This is a genomic window from Ensifer sp. ENS07, assembly GCF_014852185.1.
In the GTDB taxonomy this organism is placed as follows: domain Bacteria; phylum Pseudomonadota; class Alphaproteobacteria; order Rhizobiales; family Rhizobiaceae; genus Ensifer; species Ensifer adhaerens.
Genome location: NZ_JACVBE010000008.1, coordinates 150,652 through 167,477 on the forward strand (window position 1 = coordinate 150,652; position 16,826 = coordinate 167,477).

The following is a 16,826-nucleotide window of genomic DNA, read 5'->3' on the forward strand; positions in this document are numbered from 1 at the left end:
GATAGGACATGCAGATGATCTACGACTACATCATCGTCGGCGCCGGGTCGGCCGGCTGCATTCTTGCGAGCCGGCTCAGCGAAAATGGTCGCCACAGGGTGCTTTTGATCGAGGCTGGCGGCAACGACAATTCCTTCTGGTTCAAGATCCCGGTCGGCTACGCCCGCAGCTACTACAATCCCCAGGTCAACTGGATGTATTCGAGCGAGCCGGAGGCCGAGCTTCAGGATCGCAGCATTTACGTGCCGCGTGGCAAGGTCCAGGGCGGATCCGGCTCGATCAATGCGATGATCTATGTGCGCGGCGCGCGCGACGACTTCGACGACTGGAAAAACGCCGGCAATACGGGCTGGGGCTATGACGATGTCCTGCCCTATTTCCGCCGGCTCGAAACCCATGCGCGCGGATCGTCCGAATGGCACGGCGGCGAAGGCCCGATCCACATCACCCCGATGCGCGGCATGACGCACCCGATCACCGACGCTTTCCTCGAAAGCTGCGGATCGTTGCAGCTGCCGCTGAACGAGGATTTCAACGGCGCCTCGATCGAGGGCGCCGGCGTCTACGACGTCAACACCAACAACGGCCGCCGCTCGCATTCGAGCGCGGAGTATCTGAGGCCCGCCCTCAAGCGTCCCAATCTCACGATCGAACGCTACGCGCAGGCAGAAAAGCTGGTCTTCGGCGAAGACGGACGCGTGACCGGTGTCGATGTCATCCAGAATGGGACGCGGCGCCGCTTCACGGCGGGGCGCGAGGTCATCCTGGCCGCCGGTGCGGTCGGTAGCCCGCAGCTGCTGCAGGTCTCGGGCATTGGCGACGGCAAGGCGCTGTCGTCGCTCGGGGTCGAAACGCGCCGGCATCTGCCGTCGGTCGGCCTGAACCTGCAGGATCATCTCTGCGCCAGCTTCTATTATCGTGCGACGATCCCGACGCTCAACGACGAGTTCGGCAGTCTCTTCGGCCAGATGCGTCTCGGTCTGCAGTATCTCTTGACCGGCAAAGGACCGTTCTCGATGAGCGTCAACCAGGCGGGTGGTTTCTTCCGCGGCCGGCCAGACGAAGAGCGGCCGAACATCCAGCTCTATTTCAACCCGCTCTCCTACCGCATCCCGACGGATCCGAAGGCCGGGCTGAAGCCGGAGCCCTATCCCGGCTACCTGATCTGCTTCAATTCCTGCCGGCCGACGAGCCGCGGCAGCATCTCGATTGCGTCCGGCGACCCCTCGGTGAAACCGCTGATCCGGCCGAACTACCTGACGACCGATCGCGACATCGACGAAGTGCTGCAGGGAAGCCGGCTTGTCCGCCGGATCGCGTCGGCCTCGGCACTCTCATCGTTGACGGCGGAAGAGATTTCGCCGGCGCCGCGCGTGGAAAGCGACGAAGCGCTGATGGACTATTTCCGCGAAAACTCCGGCTCGATCTATCATCTTTGCGGCACCTGCGCGATGGGGCCGGACCAGGAGAGTTCGGTGGTCGACAGCCGCCTGAAGGTTCACGGTGTGCCCGGTCTTCGCGTCGTCGACGCCTCGATCTTCCCCAACATCACCGCGGGCAACATCAACGCGCCGACGATGATGGTTGCGGAGAAAGGTGCCGATCTGATCCTTGCCGATGCCGCCTGAGCGGCACGGCTTTCCTGTCGACTGGGGGACCCGACGCAGTGGTCGGTCAGGCGTAGGGGTGTCGTTGAACGTCAGGCGTGATTTGCCATCGTCGATTGAGCGTGACTATACTTCCCGCACTTCATAGCCGTCCATATCAGGTGCTTGCCCCTACCGAACGATCGTTGCCACCGCGCTCGACGCGGCGAGACCACGGTCATTGAAATCTGGCAATGCGCCGCGAGCCTGCGAGGGAGAGACGCATGCCGAGTTTCCGCTTGAAGACCCTGTCGATTACGTTGCTCTTTGCATCGAGCCTGACGCCCTGGGCGGTACAGGCGGCTTCACCCGAGCCCGTGAAGGCGGAGCACGGCATGGTGGTCACGGCCCAGCACCTGGCATCCGATATCGGTGTTGCCGTGCTGAAAAGCGGTGGCAATGCCGTGGATGCAGCCGTTGCCGTCGGCTATGCGCTTGCCGTCACCTATCCGACCGCCGGCAATATCGGCGGCGGCGGTTTCATGACCATCCGCTTTAAGGACGGCAAGACGACGTTCCTCGATTTCCGCGAGCGGGCGCCTCAAGCTGCGACCAAGACCATGTATCTCGACGCCAAGGGCAATGTCGTCGACGGCCTGAGTACCGAGGGCTATCTCGCCGTCGGCGTTCCCGGCCCGGTCATGGGCTTCGAAATGGCGCGCAGCCGATATGGCACCAAGCCGCTTGCCGAATTGATCGCGCCGGCGATCGCGCTTGCCAAAGACGGCTTCGTGCTGGAGCAGGGCGATATCGATTCCTTCGAGGGCGAGACGGACAGGCTCGCCAAGGACCCGGCCGCGGCCGCGATCTTCCTGAAGGACGGCAAGCCGTTCGTCGCCGGCGAGAAGCTGATCCAGGCCGATCTTGCCGCATCGCTTTCGAGCATCGCCGAGAAGGGCACCGACGCCTTCTACAAGGGCGCGATCGCCGACCAGATCGTCAAGGCGAGCGCGGAGAAAGGCGGCGTGCTCGCCAAGGCAGATTTCGAGCGCTACGCCGTGCGCGAACTGGAGCCGGTCAAGTGCAACTACCGCGGCTATGACATCGTCTCCTCGCCGCCGCCATCCTCCGGTGGCGTGATCATCTGCGAAATCCTCAACGTTCTCGAAGGCTACCCCATTTCCTACATGGGCTATGGCGCCGCCGACACTGTGCATGTGATGATCGAGGCCATGCGCCACGCCTATGTCGACCGCAACACGTCGCTCGGCGATCCCGATTTCGTCGAGAACCCCGTCGCCAAGCTTACCGACAAGGCCTATGCCAAGGACATCCGCGACAAGATCGATCCGTTCCGCGCCGGCGTTTCCGCCACACTGATCCCCAAGGGTTTCGGCGAAAGCAAGGAGACCACGCACTATTCGATCATCGACGACGAGGGCAACGCGGTTGCCGTCACCTATACGCTGAACGGCTCCTTCGGCGCCGGCGTCGTGGCGCCCGGAACCGGCATCCTGCTCAACAACGAGATGGATGATTTCACCGCCAAGCCAGGCGTGCCCAATCTCTACGGTCTGGTGCAGGGCGAGGCCAATGCGATCGCGCCCGGAAAGACGCCGCTGTCATCGATGAGCCCGACGATCATCTCCAAGGACGGCAAGCCCTTCATGGTGATCGGCAGCCCCGGCGGTGCACGCATCATCACCATCACGCTCGAAGCGATACTCAACGTCATCGACCACGGCATGAACATCCAGGAAGCGGTCGACGCGCCGCGCGTCCATCACCAGTGGCTGCCGGACAAGGTGTTCATGGAGCCCTATGCGCTCTCGCCAGATACCCGCAAGCTGCTGTCGGCCATGGGCCACAATGTCCAGATCGATGAAAGCTGGACGATCTGGGGACAGGCGACCGGCATCCTCGTCGGCGGCGAGAGCCTTTCGGACATCGAGGCCGGCGGCGGCGCCCGCTACAATGGCGCAGTCGACAGCCGCATCGGCGCGGGTGCTGCGCGCGGTTACTAGACGCACGCGAATCGGCGCAAAGCTGCGCCCTCGACACCCATTCAGAGCGGCGGATCGTCAGTTCGCCGCCTGATTTCGCGCATGCGACCACCGCGTCCTCACGCGAAAAAGATTTGAAAGCGGTTCCGGTTGAATTTATTATGTTTTCAGAGCGTGCGACCGCACGCGATCGTACGCTTTGGCCAAGCTTCATTCGTGGAGGTTGTCATGGCACTGATGGAAGGAAAGAAAGCACAGGACTGGATCAATCTGGTTCTTGCCGTCTGCCTGTTCGTCTCCCCCTGGATCATGGGTTTCGTTGTCGAAAGCGTTCCGGCCTGGAACGCTTGGGGCGCCGGCGTCGTGCTCGGCGTTCTGGCTATCGCGACGCTTGCCATGTTTGCGGAATGGGAAGAATGGGCAAGCCTCATCGTCGGGCTCTGGCTGATCGCTTCACCCTGGCTGCTCGGTTTCTCGACCAGTCCCAACCCCATGTGGACGCATGTCGTCCTTGGGGTGTTGGTGACCGCGCTCGCGATCTGGGCCGTCTGGGACGAACGGCAGCATCCGCATGCACATGCATGACGATGAGTAGAGAAGATTGCGGCCCGGCGCCGCAGCGCCGGGCCGCAATCAGTTTGCATCATTCGCTGCAATTTTGCGTTTGCGGCTGGCCAGATCGAGAGCGAAATCTGAAAAACCGTGCGGAACCGTCCTCTTCGGATTTGCGTGAGTTCAAAGGTCAGATCCCTTCGAACAATCCAAACGGGCCAGCGCATGGATTCACCTTACGGTGTCTTCGACAGCACGGCGCGCAACGACCGCCACGAACTCCCGAGCTCCGGAGTAGGTTTTCGGCTACCCATCGGCAGCGAGGTCGTTGAAGCAGGCTTTGCTCTTGCCGAACCATGGAAATCACTGCCGGCAAGCCAATGTTTATGACATCCTGGCATTCAGCGATTGCGCACGCCCGCTGCGCGGGTGATGGCGTGCAATTGGATAATACCAATATAACGCCAATCAGCGACTGTTTCGGAACGTGAACGCAACTTGTATGCGCTATCTGTAAGAAATGTAACACGAATTATCCCGCCTTCAGTCGCCATTACGGATAGTTGCGCCGCCGCGATCTGGACAGGTGGTTATGTTTTGGTATTTCTAATACTGGCCGCAAGGAGATGGGCCAAATCGGAAGTGAATACGGACGCTATCGGCCCGAGGGCGAGCAAGCCGGCGGGCAACCGGAAAACTGGGAGATTTAAATGAAGCCGAGTTCCATTTTTGCCCCGTTGGGGTCGACCGTGACAGCATCGGGCACCCCGCGTTCGGTGAAGGCGGGTAGCGCACGGCGCCGCCTCCTTGGACTGTTGACAGCGACAGCGTGTCTCATTTCAGCGGTTCCAGCCGGCGCCTTCGACCAGGCAAACGCTGCCCGTATAAAACAGCTGGTCGACACCGGCATGCAGTATTACTGGTCGGGCGGCGACGTCAAAAAGGCGGAAGCCGAAGTCTTCAAGGGCATTACGCTGCATGGCAAGTATGATGTCGTGGAGGAAGCCTTCAAGGAAGCGTCGACGCTCGCGCCTGAGCGGTTGGATTTCCAATATGCCGTTGCTGCGACCCAGATCATCCAGAAGAAGCTCAACGACGCGCAGGCGACCTTCCAGAGCATCCTTGGCAAGGACCCGACCGCTTTTGATGCGCAAAGCTGGCTTGAGGCAATTGCCCGCATCCGTGGCGATGAGACCGGCGCGGCGCTTGCCCACCAGGCTCTGGCCGGTCTCGATCGCGAGCGAGCGGAAGAGTATCGCAAGCGGTTTGTTCGCGCAGAACAGATCATGGCTGAAAAGCCGAACTTCGACGTCCCGACTGTGCCAGGCAAAGTCGTGATCGTCGCGCTGGGCTACGCGCTCGCCGATGACGGCAAGGCGCAGCAAACCTTGCTCGATCGTCTCGAGGTGACGTTGAAGGTCGCCGAGGCCAACCCGACAGCGCTCGTCATGGTGAGTGGCGGCGTGCCGAAAAATGGCGTTACGGAAGGTGACGTCATGTCCAAGTGGCTGGTCGACAAGGGTATCAGTCGCGATCGCATCATGATTGAGGACAAGTCGAAAGATACGATCGGCAATGTGATCAATGCCGCCAATCTCCTGGTGCGGCATCAGGCCGACACGGTAATCCTGGTGACCAGTTCGAGCCACATGCGCCGCGCGCGCACGGTCATGGAGGATGCCTTGAAGCAGCGCGACCTGCCATCGGCAGTGGTGCCGCTGAATGCACTGGACGCGCCAACCCAGGATCAAGCGGCAAAGATCGGGGCGGACGAGCGGTTGGTCATTTACCGTGATCTGATGCGTGTTTCGGGCGTATGGGCCTATCCGGGGCTGCAGCAGTAGTCATCGGAACATCCCCGAAAGCGCCTGATGCTTGCGCGTCCCACCCTTGCACTTAAGGGTGGGACGCGTGCGTTTCTGGCTCAGTTTGAGAATGCGCCGGTCGCGTGTATGGCACGCAGGAAGAGGCTGCGTACTCCCGCACTTCAACATAATGCTTCCCATCCGTCCTGCTTTGCCCTAGAAGGCGCGCCGTAATCCGGTCGCAGCCTACCCGGTCAAAACAAGGACACCTATCATGAAGACAATCGTCATCTGCTCCGGCGGATTGGACTCGGTATCGCTTGCCCACAAGGTCGCAGCCGAACACGAACTCATTGGCCTGCTCTCCTTCGATTACGGCCAGCGACACCGTAAGGAGCTGGACTTTGCCGCCGCCTGTGCCAAGCGGCTCGGCGTTCCGCATCAGGTCATCGACATCAGCGCGATCGGCGCCCATCTCACCGGATCGGCATTGACGGACGATGTCGACGTGCCCGACGGCCACTACGCCGAGGAAACGATGAAAGCGACGGTGGTTCCGAACCGCAACGCCATCATGCTCGCCATCGGCTTCGGGTTGGCAGCGGCGCAGAAGGCGGATGCGGTGGCCGTCGCCGTGCATGGCGGCGACCATTTCATCTATCCCGACTGCCGTCCCGGCTTCATCGACGCGTTTCAGGCGATGCAGAACCACGCGCTCGACGGCTACGCCGACATCACGCTCTACGCGCCCTATGTGACGATTTCGAAGGCGGATATCGTCACCGACGGCGCGAGCCATCAGACGCCCTTCGAAGCGACCTGGTCCTGCTACAAGGGCGGCGCGCGCCATTGCGGGCGCTGCGGCACCTGCGTCGAGCGGCGCGAGGCCTTCCATCTGGCCGGCGTTGCGGATCCGACCGACTACGAAGATCCGGATTTCTGGGTGGCGGCGACGTCGGCCTTTGCGGCCGAGGAGGTGAAGTGATGTTCCGGATCACCAAGGAATTCCATTTCTCCGCCTCGCATCAGTTGAAGAGCCTGCCGGCAGACCATCAATGTGCGCGGCTGCACGGCCACAACTACATCGTCGAAGTCGAGCTTGCCGGCGCGGAGCTCAACGAGCACGGCTTCGTGCGCGACTATCACGAGCTTTCGCCACTGAAGCGCTACATCGACGAGAGTTTCGATCACCGCCATCTGAACGACGTTCTCGGCCACGACCGGGTGACGGCCGAATGTCTGGCGAAGCACTTTTACGACTGGTGCAAGGCGAGGCTGCCGGAAACCTCCGCCGTGCGTGTCAGCGAGACGCCGAAGACCTGGGCGGAATACCGGCCATGAGCGGGCCCGGCGAAACGCGCATCCGTGTCAGCGAAATCTTCGGGCCGACGATCCAGGGCGAGGGCATCCTGATCGGGCTTCCGACCGTGTTCGTGCGAACCGGCGGCTGCGACTATCGCTGCAGTTGGTGCGACACGCTGCACGCGGTCGACAGCGAATATCGCGACCAATGGCTGCCGATGGGCGTCGAAGAGATCTGGAGCGAGGTCGTCACGCTCTCCGGTGGCAAGCCGCTGACGGTCTCGCTTTCCGGCGGCAATCCGGCGATCCAGCCGCTGGCGCCCCTGATCGCCCGCGGGAAAGCCGATGGCTATCGCTTCGCGCTGGAAACGCAGGGCAGCATCGCCAAGGACTGGTTTGCGGATCTCGACGTGCTGACGCTGAGCCCGAAGCCGCCGTCGAGCGGCATGGAAACGGAGTGGCATACCTTCGACGACTGTCTTCGAATGGCAGCGGATGGGCCGCAGGTGGCGCTGAAGATCGTCGTTTTCGACGAGCGCGACTATGCCTATGCCCGGGATACGGCGGCCCGGTACCCCCATCTGCCGCTCTACCTGCAGCCTGGCAACCATACGCCTCCACCCCCTGACGACGACGACGCCAAAGTCGACATCGACGGCATCATCGATCGCATGCTCTGGCTTGTCGGCAAGGTGACGGAAGATCGTTGGTTCGAGGCCCGCGTCCTGCCGCAGCTGCACGTCCTGCTCTGGGGCAACAGGCGCGGGGTGTAGGCGGCAGGCGCCCCTTTACCGCTTGCCGGCAAGCGCCTTCGCGCTTGGATCGCCAATCGGCGGCAGCTATGGTCCTCAAATCAAGACCAATGAGGGGCGTTCATGCAGCTGAAGACGAAACGTGTCTATGAGCCGAAGGCCGATGGCGACGGGATGCGCGTCCTCGTCGATCGCCTCTGGCCGCGCGGTTTGACCAAGGCGGAAGCCGCGGTCGATCTCTGGCTGAAGGACATAGCGCCGACCACGGAGCTGCGCCGCTGGTTCCATGCGGATGAAGGTACGTGGGAAGAGTTTCGCGAGCGCTACCTTGCCGAGCTCGACGGCAATCCGGAGGCAGTTGACCTGTTGCGACAGCGCATTGCTGAGGGCCCGGTGACTTTGCTTTACAGCGTGAAGGATGAGGCCCGCAATCATGCGGAGATCCTCAAAGGCTACATCCTCACCCATCGATAGACGAGGCGCCGGGTTCACGTCATGTCGTTGGAATGGATGCCTCGAATGCGCCGCCGGCGCGCGCAGCGACCCGGCGCCAGTCGCCGTCGAGGGGTAATCCGAAGACGTTGATAAGGGCAGATTCGATTGCCGGTGCATCGAATTCTTGGCGCGTCACGGTGCCGTTCCTGTCACGGATCGTCAGCCGGTTTCCAAGCAGGATGTTACGTGTCTCCTCGGTGGTCAACGTCACCAGTAGGGTCTGTCGGAAAAGCGAATGCGGATCCGTGTATGTCGCGATGTTTGCGATCCGATACGCGTCCTCTCCACAAATGCTCGGCGATACCTCGTAGACCGGTACCCAGTCACGACCAAGTAATGCCTCCAGCACGTAGCCATCGAGCGTTCGGCTGAGACGGAACGGCTCATGCGGCGTCGGTTGCGGCGTGGTCCGGTCGAAACGCAGCGGCGCGGTCGGCACGCAACTGCCGAAGCCGACATCGACCAGATAGCCGACATCGTTCACGAAGACGCGGAGCGCCATGTGCGACCAGGCCGGCGGCGGCGCACCCGGGGCGCGCATCCACAGGACGCGGGCAATCAAGGGATCCACCCGGTAGCCGAGCGACGTGAGCACGCGCTGCAACAGGCTGTTCTGCTCGAAGCAATAGCCGCCACGCCGGCGGTCGATGAGCTTGGCGTCGACCGCCGCCGGCGAAAGGTCGATCCGACGGCCGAGAAGCACGTCGATGGCCTCGAAGGGGATCGACGCGGCATGGCGGGCGACGATCCTGCCAAGCGTTGTGAGATCGGGCGAGAGCGGCCCGACATGACCGATGCGGGCGAAGTAGCGGCCGAGGTCGACGGGAAATGGGGCGTTCCGCATGGCTAGAGGCTCCGATAGATGGCGTCGCGAAGATCGTCCGGGAAGCGTCCGTTCATGCCCTCAAAAGCGGTGTTGGTGAGCGCAACGACTGTCAGGCCGCGGGCCGGGTCGATGAACCACTTGTGCCCGTAGGCGCCGTCCCATTGCAGCGTGCCGCGCGACTGCGGTGTTCCCGCCATCTCGGGTTCGACAAGCACGGCGCCGCCGAAACCGAACTCCCACCCGGCGCCGGCGGCCAATCCGCCCGTCCTTGCCTGAATGTCGAACATCGAGCGGGTGCTGGCGGCGTCGAGCACCGGCGAGTGTCCGGTCCTGAGGCTTTCGAGAAGGCGGATCACGTCGCCGGCCGTGCCTGCCATGCCGGCTCCTCCGGAGGGAAAGGCTCGAGGATTGAAGATCCGGCCGGGCGAGAGGCGTACGGGATTGCCAAAGAAGGGGACCGCGTCGTCGCCAACGAGCCGCCGTGGCCGCGGCGAGGCATCGCCATAGTGGACCACGAGCTTGCGTTTATCGGTCACGGAAAAGGCGGTGTCGTTCATCCCCATCGGGCGTGTGACGAGCGTAGCAATCGCCTCCGGCAGCTTTGATCCCGTCGCCTCTTCGATAACGGCGCCAAGCACGTCGAGGCTCATCGAATAGCCCCAGCCGTGTCCGGGCGGATAGGATAACGGAATGGCGGTGAGCTTGCCGATGAGGGCGGTGAGATCATCGTCGGTGTCGTCGAGGCCGCTGCTGATGGCGTGCCGGCGATAAGGGCCGTCGCCTCGCTCCATGAACACGTAGCTCAAATCGGCACTGTGCGTCAGGAGTTGGCGGAGGGTTATCCGAGGCTCGCTGCCGTCCGGCAGCTGCGGCCTGAACGCGGGAAGCCATTCCGACACGATATCGTCGAGACCGATGGTGCCGCTTTGCGCCAGGTTGAGAGCAGCGACCGTGACGATTGGCTTTGCGACCGAGGAGAGCAGGAAGATGCTGTCCTCGGTCATCGGCCGGTCGGCCTCGCGTTCCGCAAGCCCGGCGGCATGTCGGTAGCCGGGCTCGCCATCGATAAGGATCTCGACGACTGTGCCGACGATGCGCTGTTCATCCAGGGCTTCCGCGATCACCCGGTCGAGTTCGGCCTTCAGCCGCGTTCTGCGCTTCGATCTTCCCTGTCTTGTCGCATCCATGATCGTCTCCTGTGCTTCTCGATACTGCGGCCCGGTCGACGCTTCAGGGCGAAATTCGGGCTCCCGGACAAAGGCAAAGCCCGTTCGCAACGAAAGTCGATCGTCTGTTCCCGTATGGGAGGCATACGCGCCTGCACGAGGCAGCCGTCGTCGTCCGGCGCTAAAAACGGTGCGACAACGTCAGATGGAGTCGGGTTGATGAACACAAACAATCTGGGATTTGCAGGCAAAGTCGCCTTAGTCGCAGGCGCCAGCAAGGGTATCGGCGCGGCCACCGCCCGCGCCTTTGCGCAGGCCGGCGCATCCGTTGTCCTTCTTTCCCGCTCGCAGCCGGCGGTCGAGGCGTTGGCGGTTTCCATCCGCCAGGCGGGCGGCGACGCACTGGCGATCGCTGCCGATGTCGGCGACGAGAGTGCCATGAAGCAGGCGCTTGCAAGTGTGATGCAGCACTATGGCCGGCTCGACGCCGCCTTCAACAATGCGACGGATGGAACCATGCCGGCCCCGCTTGCCGATCTCGACATCGAAGGGTTCGATCGCGGCATCCGCACCAACATTCGCGGCACCTTTCTCGGCATGCGTTACCAGATCGAGGCGATGGCGAGGGGCGGTGGCGGTGCGATCGTCAACATGGCGTCGGTTGCCGGCATCAACGGCACCTCCGGGCTTTCCGCCTATGTCAGTGCGAAGGCCGGGATCATCGGGCTGAGCAAGGCTGCGGCGCTGGACTATGCCGACCAGGGCATCCGGATCAATGTCGTTGCGCCCGGGCCGATCCTCACCCACCATCTCGAGGCCGCCGGCGCGGACATCCAGCGGCACGCAGCACTTTCGACGCCGATGCGCCGGCTTGGCCGGATGGAGGAGGTGGCCGCAAGTGTCCTCTGGCTCTGTTCCGATGCGGCGAGTTACATCACCGGCGTGGTGCTGCCTATCGACGGGGGCATGACGGCGGGCACGAAAGTGCCTATGGATTACCGTCGAGGCGAGCCGCCTCGGCCGGCTGAACCCTGAGGTGCCTGTGGACTGGGAAGAACTCCATCTTGTTCAGCACTTGGTCCGCCACGGCTCGCTGAGTGCAGCGGCCCGTGCGATGGGCACCACGCAACCGACGCTCAGCCGTCGCCTCGAGGCTTTTGAGCAGAAGACGCGCAAAACGCTGTTCGAGCGGCAACCGGGCGGCCTCGTGCCGACCGCCGTGTGCCTCTCCATCCTTTCTGCGCTCGAGCACATGGAGGCGAACGCGCTTGCGGTGGAGCGGCGCCTTGCGGTGCAGGACGACGCACTTGAAGGCACCATCACCGTGACCAGCCTCGACTGGATCGGAGACTACCTCCTGGCGCCGATCCTGACCAAGTTTGCAGCAATGCATCCCGGCGTCAGCATTCACCTTTTGAACGATGGCCGGCGCTTCAACCTGTCCCGACGGGACGCGGACATCGCCTTGCGTTTCGGCAGTTTCGACCAAAACGATATCGTCGAGCGCAAGGTTGCCGATGTCGCCTACGGCCTGTTTGCAACAGAGGCCTACCTTGATCGTTTCGGCCATCCGGATGTTGCGGGCGAAGGCAGGAACCAGACGATTGTCGAGCTGGTGGAGGTGCCTGTGCGGGTATCGCTCTCGACCTGGCTGAAAGATCTTTTGCCGGAGGCGAGAGTGCTGCTGCGCACGAATTCGATCCGCTCGCAATTGAGTGCGGTTGAGACCGGACAGGCACTTGCCACGCTGCCGCACTTTATCGCCGCCGGCCGGAATGGCCTTGTGGCCCTTGACCTCGGCGTTGCCGCGCCGGTTCTGCCGCTGAAGCTCGGTGTTCACCCGGAATTACGTGAATTGCCGCGGGTGCGAAAGCTCATGGATTTTGCCGTATCGCAGTTCGCGCCCCTGCGGGTGAGCCTCAACCCGTCAGGCTGAAGTGCCGGCGGACCAAGGCGCGACGCGTTTGCTGGGCACTGCAACGAATGCGCGAAATTTTCTTGGCTGTCGATGTCGGGAGATGACGACGTCATGCGTCTTAATCTCGAAGGCGGTGCTCAACCGCGCTGACAACAAGGAGATTGAGAATGTTTCGTACCGCTTTGATCGCTGGCGCCCTGCTCATGTCCGGCACTGCCTTTGCCGAGGCTGAGACCGTCGAAGTCAACGGCATGAAGATGTATTACGAGGTCTCGGGCGAGGGCGAGCCGCTGGTCGTGCTGCACGGCGCCTACATGAACATTCCCTCGATGGGCGCGATCATCCCGAAGCTGGCCGAGACCCACAAGGTCTATGCAATCGAGTTCCAGGGCCATGGCCGCACCACCGATATCGATCGCCCGATCACCTATCCGAACCTCGCCGACGACGTCGCCGCCTTCATGGATGCGGTGAAGCTGGAGAAGGCCGATGTCTTCGGCTACTCAATGGGTGCGGCTGCCGGCCTGCAGCTGGCAATCCGCCATCCGGACAAGGTGAACAAGCTAGCCGCCGCGTCCGTCGGCTACGATGCCGAGGGCTGGCAGCCGGAATTCAAAGCATTCATCCCGCAGATGACTGTCGAGATGTTCGTCGGCATGCCCTTTGCCGAAGACTACCGCAAGCTCGCCGCCAATCCGGATGGGTTTCCCGATCTGGTCAAGAAGCTGATCCAGCTCGAAAAAGAACCGATGGCCTGGGAGGCGGATGTCAAGGCACTGAAGACCCCGGTTCTCGTCATCGCCGGCGATGCCGATGTGGCGACGTTGGAGCACACGGTGGCACTGTTCCGCCTGCTTGGTGGCGGCGCCATGGGCGACATGGGAAAGCCGCTATCGCCTTCGCGGCTCGCGATCCTGCCGGCGACGTCGCACACCGCCGTCATCAACCAGACGGAACTGTTGGAGGCTTTCATCGAGCCCTTTCTGAAGGGTGAGACACCGAAGGGCATGTTCCCGTGACAACGACGAACGGCGCCATCTTCGCAGATGGCGCCGCCCTCCTATGGTGGATAGCTTCTAGCGCAGGCGCCTGCCGTCTGCGTCGAACACCAGAGCGGCTGTGGGTTCGAAACGGGCGGCGATGCTATCGCCGGACTTCAGGCCGCGGCCGTTTTTTGTTTCGATGATGATCAGTTCGCCGTCGCCGTGCCGGGCATAGGCAAAGGTCTCGCCGCCCAGATGCTCCAGCATGTCGATCGTCAAATCGAGGCTCGCCGAGCCGCTGTCGCCGAAATGCTCGGGGCGAATGCCGATGGTCACGGTGCTGCCGGGCGTTACGTCCTTGACCGCAATCGGCAGCGTCGCATTGCCGAAATCCGCCAGGCGGACATGTTTCTCCCCGCCCGCGTTTGTTTCGACGATCCCCTTCAAAAAGTTCATCTTCGGCGAACCGATGAAACCGGCGACGAAGAGATTGGCCGGATCGTCGTAGAGGTCGAGCGGCGAGCCTACCTGCTCGACCACACCGCCGCGCATGACGACGATCTTGTCGGCAAGCGTCATCGCCTCGACCTGATCGTGGGTGACGTAGATGATTGTCGTTGCAAGCTTCTTGTGCAGCCTGGCGATCTCGATGCGCATGTGCACGCGCAGTTCCGCATCGAGGTTCGAGAGCGGCTCGTCGAAGAGAAAGATCTTCGGGTGCCGCACGATCGCCCGGCCGATCGCCACGCGCTGGCGCTGGCCGCCCGAAAGCTGTTTTGGCTTGCGGTCGAGCAGCGGCCCGAGTTCCAGGATGTTCGCGGCTTCGCCGACGCGTTGTGCGATCTCGGCCTTCGGCACGCCGGCAAATCGCAGCGCGAAACCCATGTTCTCCCGAACCGTCATATGCGGGTAGAGCGCATAGGACTGGAACACCATGGCGATGCCGCGTTTCGACGGATCGACATCGTTCATGCGCTCGCCGCCGATCGTGAGATCACCTGACGTGATCTCCTCCAGTCCGGCGATCATCCGAAGCAGGGTCGACTTGCCGCAGCCGGATGGCCCGACGAAGACGACGAACTCACCGGTCTTGATGTCGAGGTCTACACCCTTGATGACCTCGAAGTTGCCATAGGACTTTCTGACGTGCTTAAGTTGGAGTTCGCTCATGCAGCCGCCGCCTCGTCCGACACCGCCGAAAGCTCCAGCCTTACGGTTCCAAGCCGCGTCGAGGTCACCGCGACGGCGATGCCGCCGGCAGCACCCGTCGTTTCCAGCCAGAAGCCGGTCGAACCGCCCTGGAAGATCAGGCGATCGGGGCCGAGCAGGCGGGCAGGGCCGGTGACTGTCACGTCGACCGCGTCATTGAGGAAGGGCAGGATGTTGCCGGCCTGATCGAGCGCCCGCACGATCACCCGCACGCTGTCGCGCCCTTCGGCCCGAAGCGCCGTGCTGTCGGGGACGACTTCCAGCGCCGTCGGCACCGGATCGGCGACCATGCGCAGGTTGGCGACGGGCTCGCCGTCGATAAAGCCGGTGAAGGCTGCGTCTTCCCACTTCATGCCCCAGACGCCGAGTTCGTCCTTGGTGAAGTGGCGATGGTCGATGACGACGGGCGGGTGCGGCAGATGCGGGAAGTTCTCGCGGTCGGGGCCGACGCGCTTGACGAGCGATCCGTATTTCAGCTCGACCTCGTCGCAGTTGGTGAGCACGATCAAGGGCAGCACGCCGCCGATGTTGCGCTCGCCGCGTGCCCAGAAGGTGACCGGCTTCATCACCACGCCCTCCGACGGTTCGCATTGGCTGGCATAGACATAAGCCGCGAATTTCGGCTGGCGGAACATGTCCATGACACCGTGATAGCAGATCCGGTCGCCGGAGCCGAAGTCCTTGTGGGTGTTGTAGTCGAACATGCACCAGCCGACGGCGCCTGAAATGCTTGGGTCGCCATAGGCCGCGTTCAGCACTTCGAGGTGCCGGCGCACATGCTCTGCCTGCCGTTGTTCCTGGTCGTAGATCTTCGTCGGAAACATGTGGCCGCCGAATTCGGTGATGAGATAGGGCACCTTGCGGGTGAGCCCGGTGCATTCCTGCTGCGGACGTAGCGCCGTGCGCGGGCGGTTTGCGCCCGGCAGTTCCTCGTTGCCGAGGATAAAGTCGTTCATGGTGTAGACGTCTTCGAGGTATTCGCTGTCGGTAATGTAGCGCACGCCGCCGGTCTGGCGCGTGGGGTCGAGTTCGCGTGCGAGCCGGTTGGTCTCGACGTAGAAATCATGCGAGTCCTGGGATTCGTTGATGCGCACGCCCCAGATGATGATCGACGGGTGGTTCCAGTCGCGCTCGATCATGCGGCGGACGTTTTGGATCGCCTCCTGTTTCCAGCCCTCGCCGCCGATATGCTGCCAGCCGGGGATTTCCTCGAAGACGAGCAGGCCGATGCGGTCGCAATGGTCGAGGAACCACTTGGATTGCGGATAATGCGAGGTGCGCACGAGGTTGCAATGCAGCGTGTTCTTCAGGATCTCGGCATCGCGCTCCTGCGCCGTGCGGCCCATGGCGTAGCCGACATAGGGGAAAGCCTGATGGCGGTTGAGGCCGCGGATTTTCAGCGGCCGTCCGTTGAGCTTGAAACCATCCGTGGTGAACTCGGCGGTGCGGAAGCCGAAGCGTGACGACAGCCGGTCGCTGCCGCGATCGCTGCGCAGCTGCGCTTCCACTTCATAGAGAACGGGGCTGTCGATATCCCAGAGCGAGAGGCCCTTCAGGCCCGTGATCTCAAGGGTGACGCTCTCGCCGCGGCTTTCACCGGCTGCTTCCGCCAGCACCTTGCCGTTCGCGTCCTTGAGGAGTGCCGTGACCGTGCCGGCAAAGTTGACGCCTTGCGGATTGCCGAGATCGCAGCGGATCGAGACGGACTTGGCATCGCTGAGCGCATCGCGGGTTTCGATCTTGAGATTGGCGATCGAAACGGCATCGGTGACCTTCAACCAGACGTCGCGATAGATGCCGGCATAGGTGAGATAGTCGATGCGGCCGCCGAAGGGCGGGATCTCAGGGTTTTCGCTGCCGTCGATCTTGACCGTGATCAGGTTGTCGCCTTCCCGCAGCTTATCCGTCAGTCTTGCTTCAAAGGGCGTGTAACCGTCCTTGTGGGCGATGATCTCCTCGCCGTTGAGATAGACGACGGCGTCGGCCATGGCGGCGTCGAACACGACCGAGACCTCGCGGCCGTGGAACTCCCGACGCCAGGTAAGCACCTTCTGATAGGTGAAGGCGCGCTGATAGGATGCCTCGTCGAAATAGTTGAACGGCAATTCCACCGCATTGTGCGGCAGGCTGACCGATTTGCCTGCCTGCAGCCGGCCAGCGCTTGCCGCATCGAAGCCTTCGGAGAAAGTCCAGGTATCGTTGAAAGAGGTAACAGAACGCATGATCATT

Annotated in this window: 15 protein-coding genes; 11 read left to right on the top strand and 4 right to left on the bottom strand. The window is 62.5% G+C overall.

Annotated elements, in window-relative coordinates; translation table 11 throughout:
* The first annotated feature begins 14 nt into the window (after positions 1 to 14).
* The 8 genes from IB277_RS23190 to IB277_RS23225 all read left to right on the top strand — a co-directional run bounded on the left by IB277_RS23190 (position 15) and on the right by IB277_RS23225 (position 8,474).
* The gene (locus tag IB277_RS23190) at positions 15 to 1,628 is read left to right on the top strand and encodes a GMC family oxidoreductase (RefSeq protein WP_034789849.1); all 1,614 of its coding nucleotides are present in this window, start codon (positions 15 to 17) and stop codon (positions 1,626 to 1,628) included.
* A 242-nt stretch (positions 1,629 to 1,870) separates the two neighbouring features.
* Positions 1,871 to 3,610 (top strand): gamma-glutamyltransferase, encoded by a 1,740-nt coding sequence (ggt, locus tag IB277_RS23195; protein ID WP_034789631.1) that lies wholly within the window; start codon positions 1,871 to 1,873, stop codon positions 3,608 to 3,610.
* Between the two features lie 207 nt (positions 3,611 to 3,817).
* On the top strand, positions 3,818 to 4,174 hold the full coding sequence (locus IB277_RS23200; protein ID WP_034789629.1) for an SPW repeat protein: 357 nt from the start codon (positions 3,818 to 3,820) through the stop codon (positions 4,172 to 4,174).
* A gap of 677 nt (positions 4,175 to 4,851) precedes the next feature.
* Positions 4,852 to 5,985, top strand: a complete 1,134-nt coding sequence (locus IB277_RS23205; RefSeq protein ID WP_192371920.1) for an ElyC/SanA/YdcF family protein — start codon at positions 4,852 to 4,854, stop codon at positions 5,983 to 5,985.
* Positions 5,986 to 6,220: 235 nt separating this feature from the next.
* Positions 6,221 to 6,931: a 7-cyano-7-deazaguanine synthase QueC gene (gene queC, locus IB277_RS23210; protein ID WP_060519319.1), complete on the top strand. Its 711-nt coding sequence runs from the start codon at positions 6,221 to 6,223 to the stop codon at positions 6,929 to 6,931.
* Positions 6,931 to 7,287 (top strand): 6-carboxytetrahydropterin synthase QueD, encoded by a 357-nt coding sequence (gene queD / locus IB277_RS23215; RefSeq protein WP_060519321.1) that lies wholly within the window; start codon positions 6,931 to 6,933, stop codon positions 7,285 to 7,287. Before queC ends, queD begins: the two co-directional genes overlap by 1 nt.
* The gene (queE, locus tag IB277_RS23220) at positions 7,284 to 8,021 is read left to right on the top strand and encodes a 7-carboxy-7-deazaguanine synthase QueE (RefSeq protein ID WP_113080223.1); all 738 of its coding nucleotides are present in this window, start codon (positions 7,284 to 7,286) and stop codon (positions 8,019 to 8,021) included. The genes queD and queE overlap by 4 nt, the downstream gene beginning before the upstream one ends.
* Before the next feature lie 102 nt (positions 8,022 to 8,123).
* On the top strand, positions 8,124 to 8,474 hold the full coding sequence (locus tag IB277_RS23225) for a DUF488 domain-containing protein (protein WP_060585677.1): 351 nt from the start codon (positions 8,124 to 8,126) through the stop codon (positions 8,472 to 8,474).
* A 19-nt stretch (positions 8,475 to 8,493) separates the two neighbouring features.
* Here the strand turns inward: IB277_RS23225 and IB277_RS23230 are convergent, their stop codons facing one another.
* Both IB277_RS23230 and IB277_RS23235 read right to left on the bottom strand, forming a co-directional pair.
* Positions 8,494 to 9,339 carry an arylamine N-acetyltransferase gene (locus IB277_RS23230; RefSeq protein ID WP_090297029.1) on the bottom strand — a complete coding sequence of 282 codons (846 nt, stop codon included), beginning with the start codon at positions 9,337 to 9,339 and terminating at the stop codon, positions 8,494 to 8,496.
* A 2-nt stretch (positions 9,340 to 9,341) separates the two neighbouring features.
* A complete protein-coding gene (locus tag IB277_RS23235) occupies positions 9,342 to 10,508 on the bottom strand; it encodes a serine hydrolase (RefSeq protein ID WP_192371921.1) in 1,167 nt (388 codons plus the stop codon).
* Between the two features lie 198 nt (positions 10,509 to 10,706).
* On the opposite strand from IB277_RS23235, the gene IB277_RS23240 reads away from it, so the two are divergent.
* The 3 genes from IB277_RS23240 to IB277_RS23250 all read left to right on the top strand — a co-directional run bounded on the left by IB277_RS23240 (position 10,707) and on the right by IB277_RS23250 (position 13,424).
* Entirely contained in the window at positions 10,707 to 11,522 is an 816-nt protein-coding gene (locus IB277_RS23240; protein WP_113080221.1) for an SDR family NAD(P)-dependent oxidoreductase, read from the top strand.
* A 7-nt stretch (positions 11,523 to 11,529) separates the two neighbouring features.
* Complete coding sequence (locus IB277_RS23245; RefSeq protein ID WP_143556298.1) at positions 11,530 to 12,423, top strand: LysR family transcriptional regulator; 894 nt, start codon at positions 11,530 to 11,532, stop codon at positions 12,421 to 12,423.
* Positions 12,424 to 12,572: 149 nt separating this feature from the next.
* Entirely contained in the window at positions 12,573 to 13,424 is an 852-nt protein-coding gene (locus tag IB277_RS23250; protein ID WP_034789610.1) for an alpha/beta fold hydrolase, read from the top strand.
* Between the two features lie 57 nt (positions 13,425 to 13,481).
* Here the strand turns inward: IB277_RS23250 and IB277_RS23255 are convergent, their stop codons facing one another.
* On the bottom strand, positions 13,482 to 14,558 hold the full coding sequence (locus IB277_RS23255) for an ABC transporter ATP-binding protein (protein WP_034789608.1): 1,077 nt from the start codon (positions 14,556 to 14,558) through the stop codon (positions 13,482 to 13,484).
* Complete coding sequence (locus tag IB277_RS23260) at positions 14,555 to 16,819, bottom strand: glycoside hydrolase family 2 TIM barrel-domain containing protein (protein WP_090297148.1); 2,265 nt, start codon at positions 16,817 to 16,819, stop codon at positions 14,555 to 14,557. The genes IB277_RS23255 and IB277_RS23260 overlap by 4 nt, the downstream gene beginning before the upstream one ends.
* Positions 16,820 to 16,826 lie beyond the last annotated feature (7 nt).

Coding starts and splice junctions, on each gene's coding strand:
- queC (WP_060519319.1), top strand. CDS start 6,221: ATGAAGACAATCGTCATCTGCTCCGGCGGATTGGACTCGGTATCGCTT.
- IB277_RS23250 (WP_034789610.1), top strand. CDS start 12,573: ATGTTTCGTACCGCTTTGATCGCTGGCGCCCTGCTCATGTCCGGCACT.
- IB277_RS23235 (WP_192371921.1), bottom strand. CDS start 10,508: ATGGATGCGACAAGACAGGGAAGATCGAAGCGCAGAACGCGGCTGAAG.
- IB277_RS23255 (WP_034789608.1), bottom strand. CDS start 14,558: ATGAGCGAACTCCAACTTAAGCACGTCAGAAAGTCCTATGGCAACTTC.
- IB277_RS23260 (WP_090297148.1), bottom strand. CDS start 16,819: ATGCGTTCTGTTACCTCTTTCAACGATACCTGGACTTTCTCCGAAGGC.
- ggt (WP_034789631.1), top strand. CDS start 1,871: ATGCCGAGTTTCCGCTTGAAGACCCTGTCGATTACGTTGCTCTTTGCA.
- IB277_RS23230 (WP_090297029.1), bottom strand. CDS start 9,339: ATGCGGAACGCCCCATTTCCCGTCGACCTCGGCCGCTACTTCGCCCGC.
- IB277_RS23190 (WP_034789849.1), top strand. CDS start 15: ATGATCTACGACTACATCATCGTCGGCGCCGGGTCGGCCGGCTGCATT.
- IB277_RS23225 (WP_060585677.1), top strand. CDS start 8,124: ATGCAGCTGAAGACGAAACGTGTCTATGAGCCGAAGGCCGATGGCGAC.
- IB277_RS23240 (WP_113080221.1), top strand. CDS start 10,707: ATGAACACAAACAATCTGGGATTTGCAGGCAAAGTCGCCTTAGTCGCA.
- queE (WP_113080223.1), top strand. CDS start 7,284: ATGAGCGGGCCCGGCGAAACGCGCATCCGTGTCAGCGAAATCTTCGGG.
- IB277_RS23200 (WP_034789629.1), top strand. CDS start 3,818: ATGGCACTGATGGAAGGAAAGAAAGCACAGGACTGGATCAATCTGGTT.
- IB277_RS23205 (WP_192371920.1), top strand. CDS start 4,852: ATGAAGCCGAGTTCCATTTTTGCCCCGTTGGGGTCGACCGTGACAGCA.
- queD (WP_060519321.1), top strand. CDS start 6,931: ATGTTCCGGATCACCAAGGAATTCCATTTCTCCGCCTCGCATCAGTTG.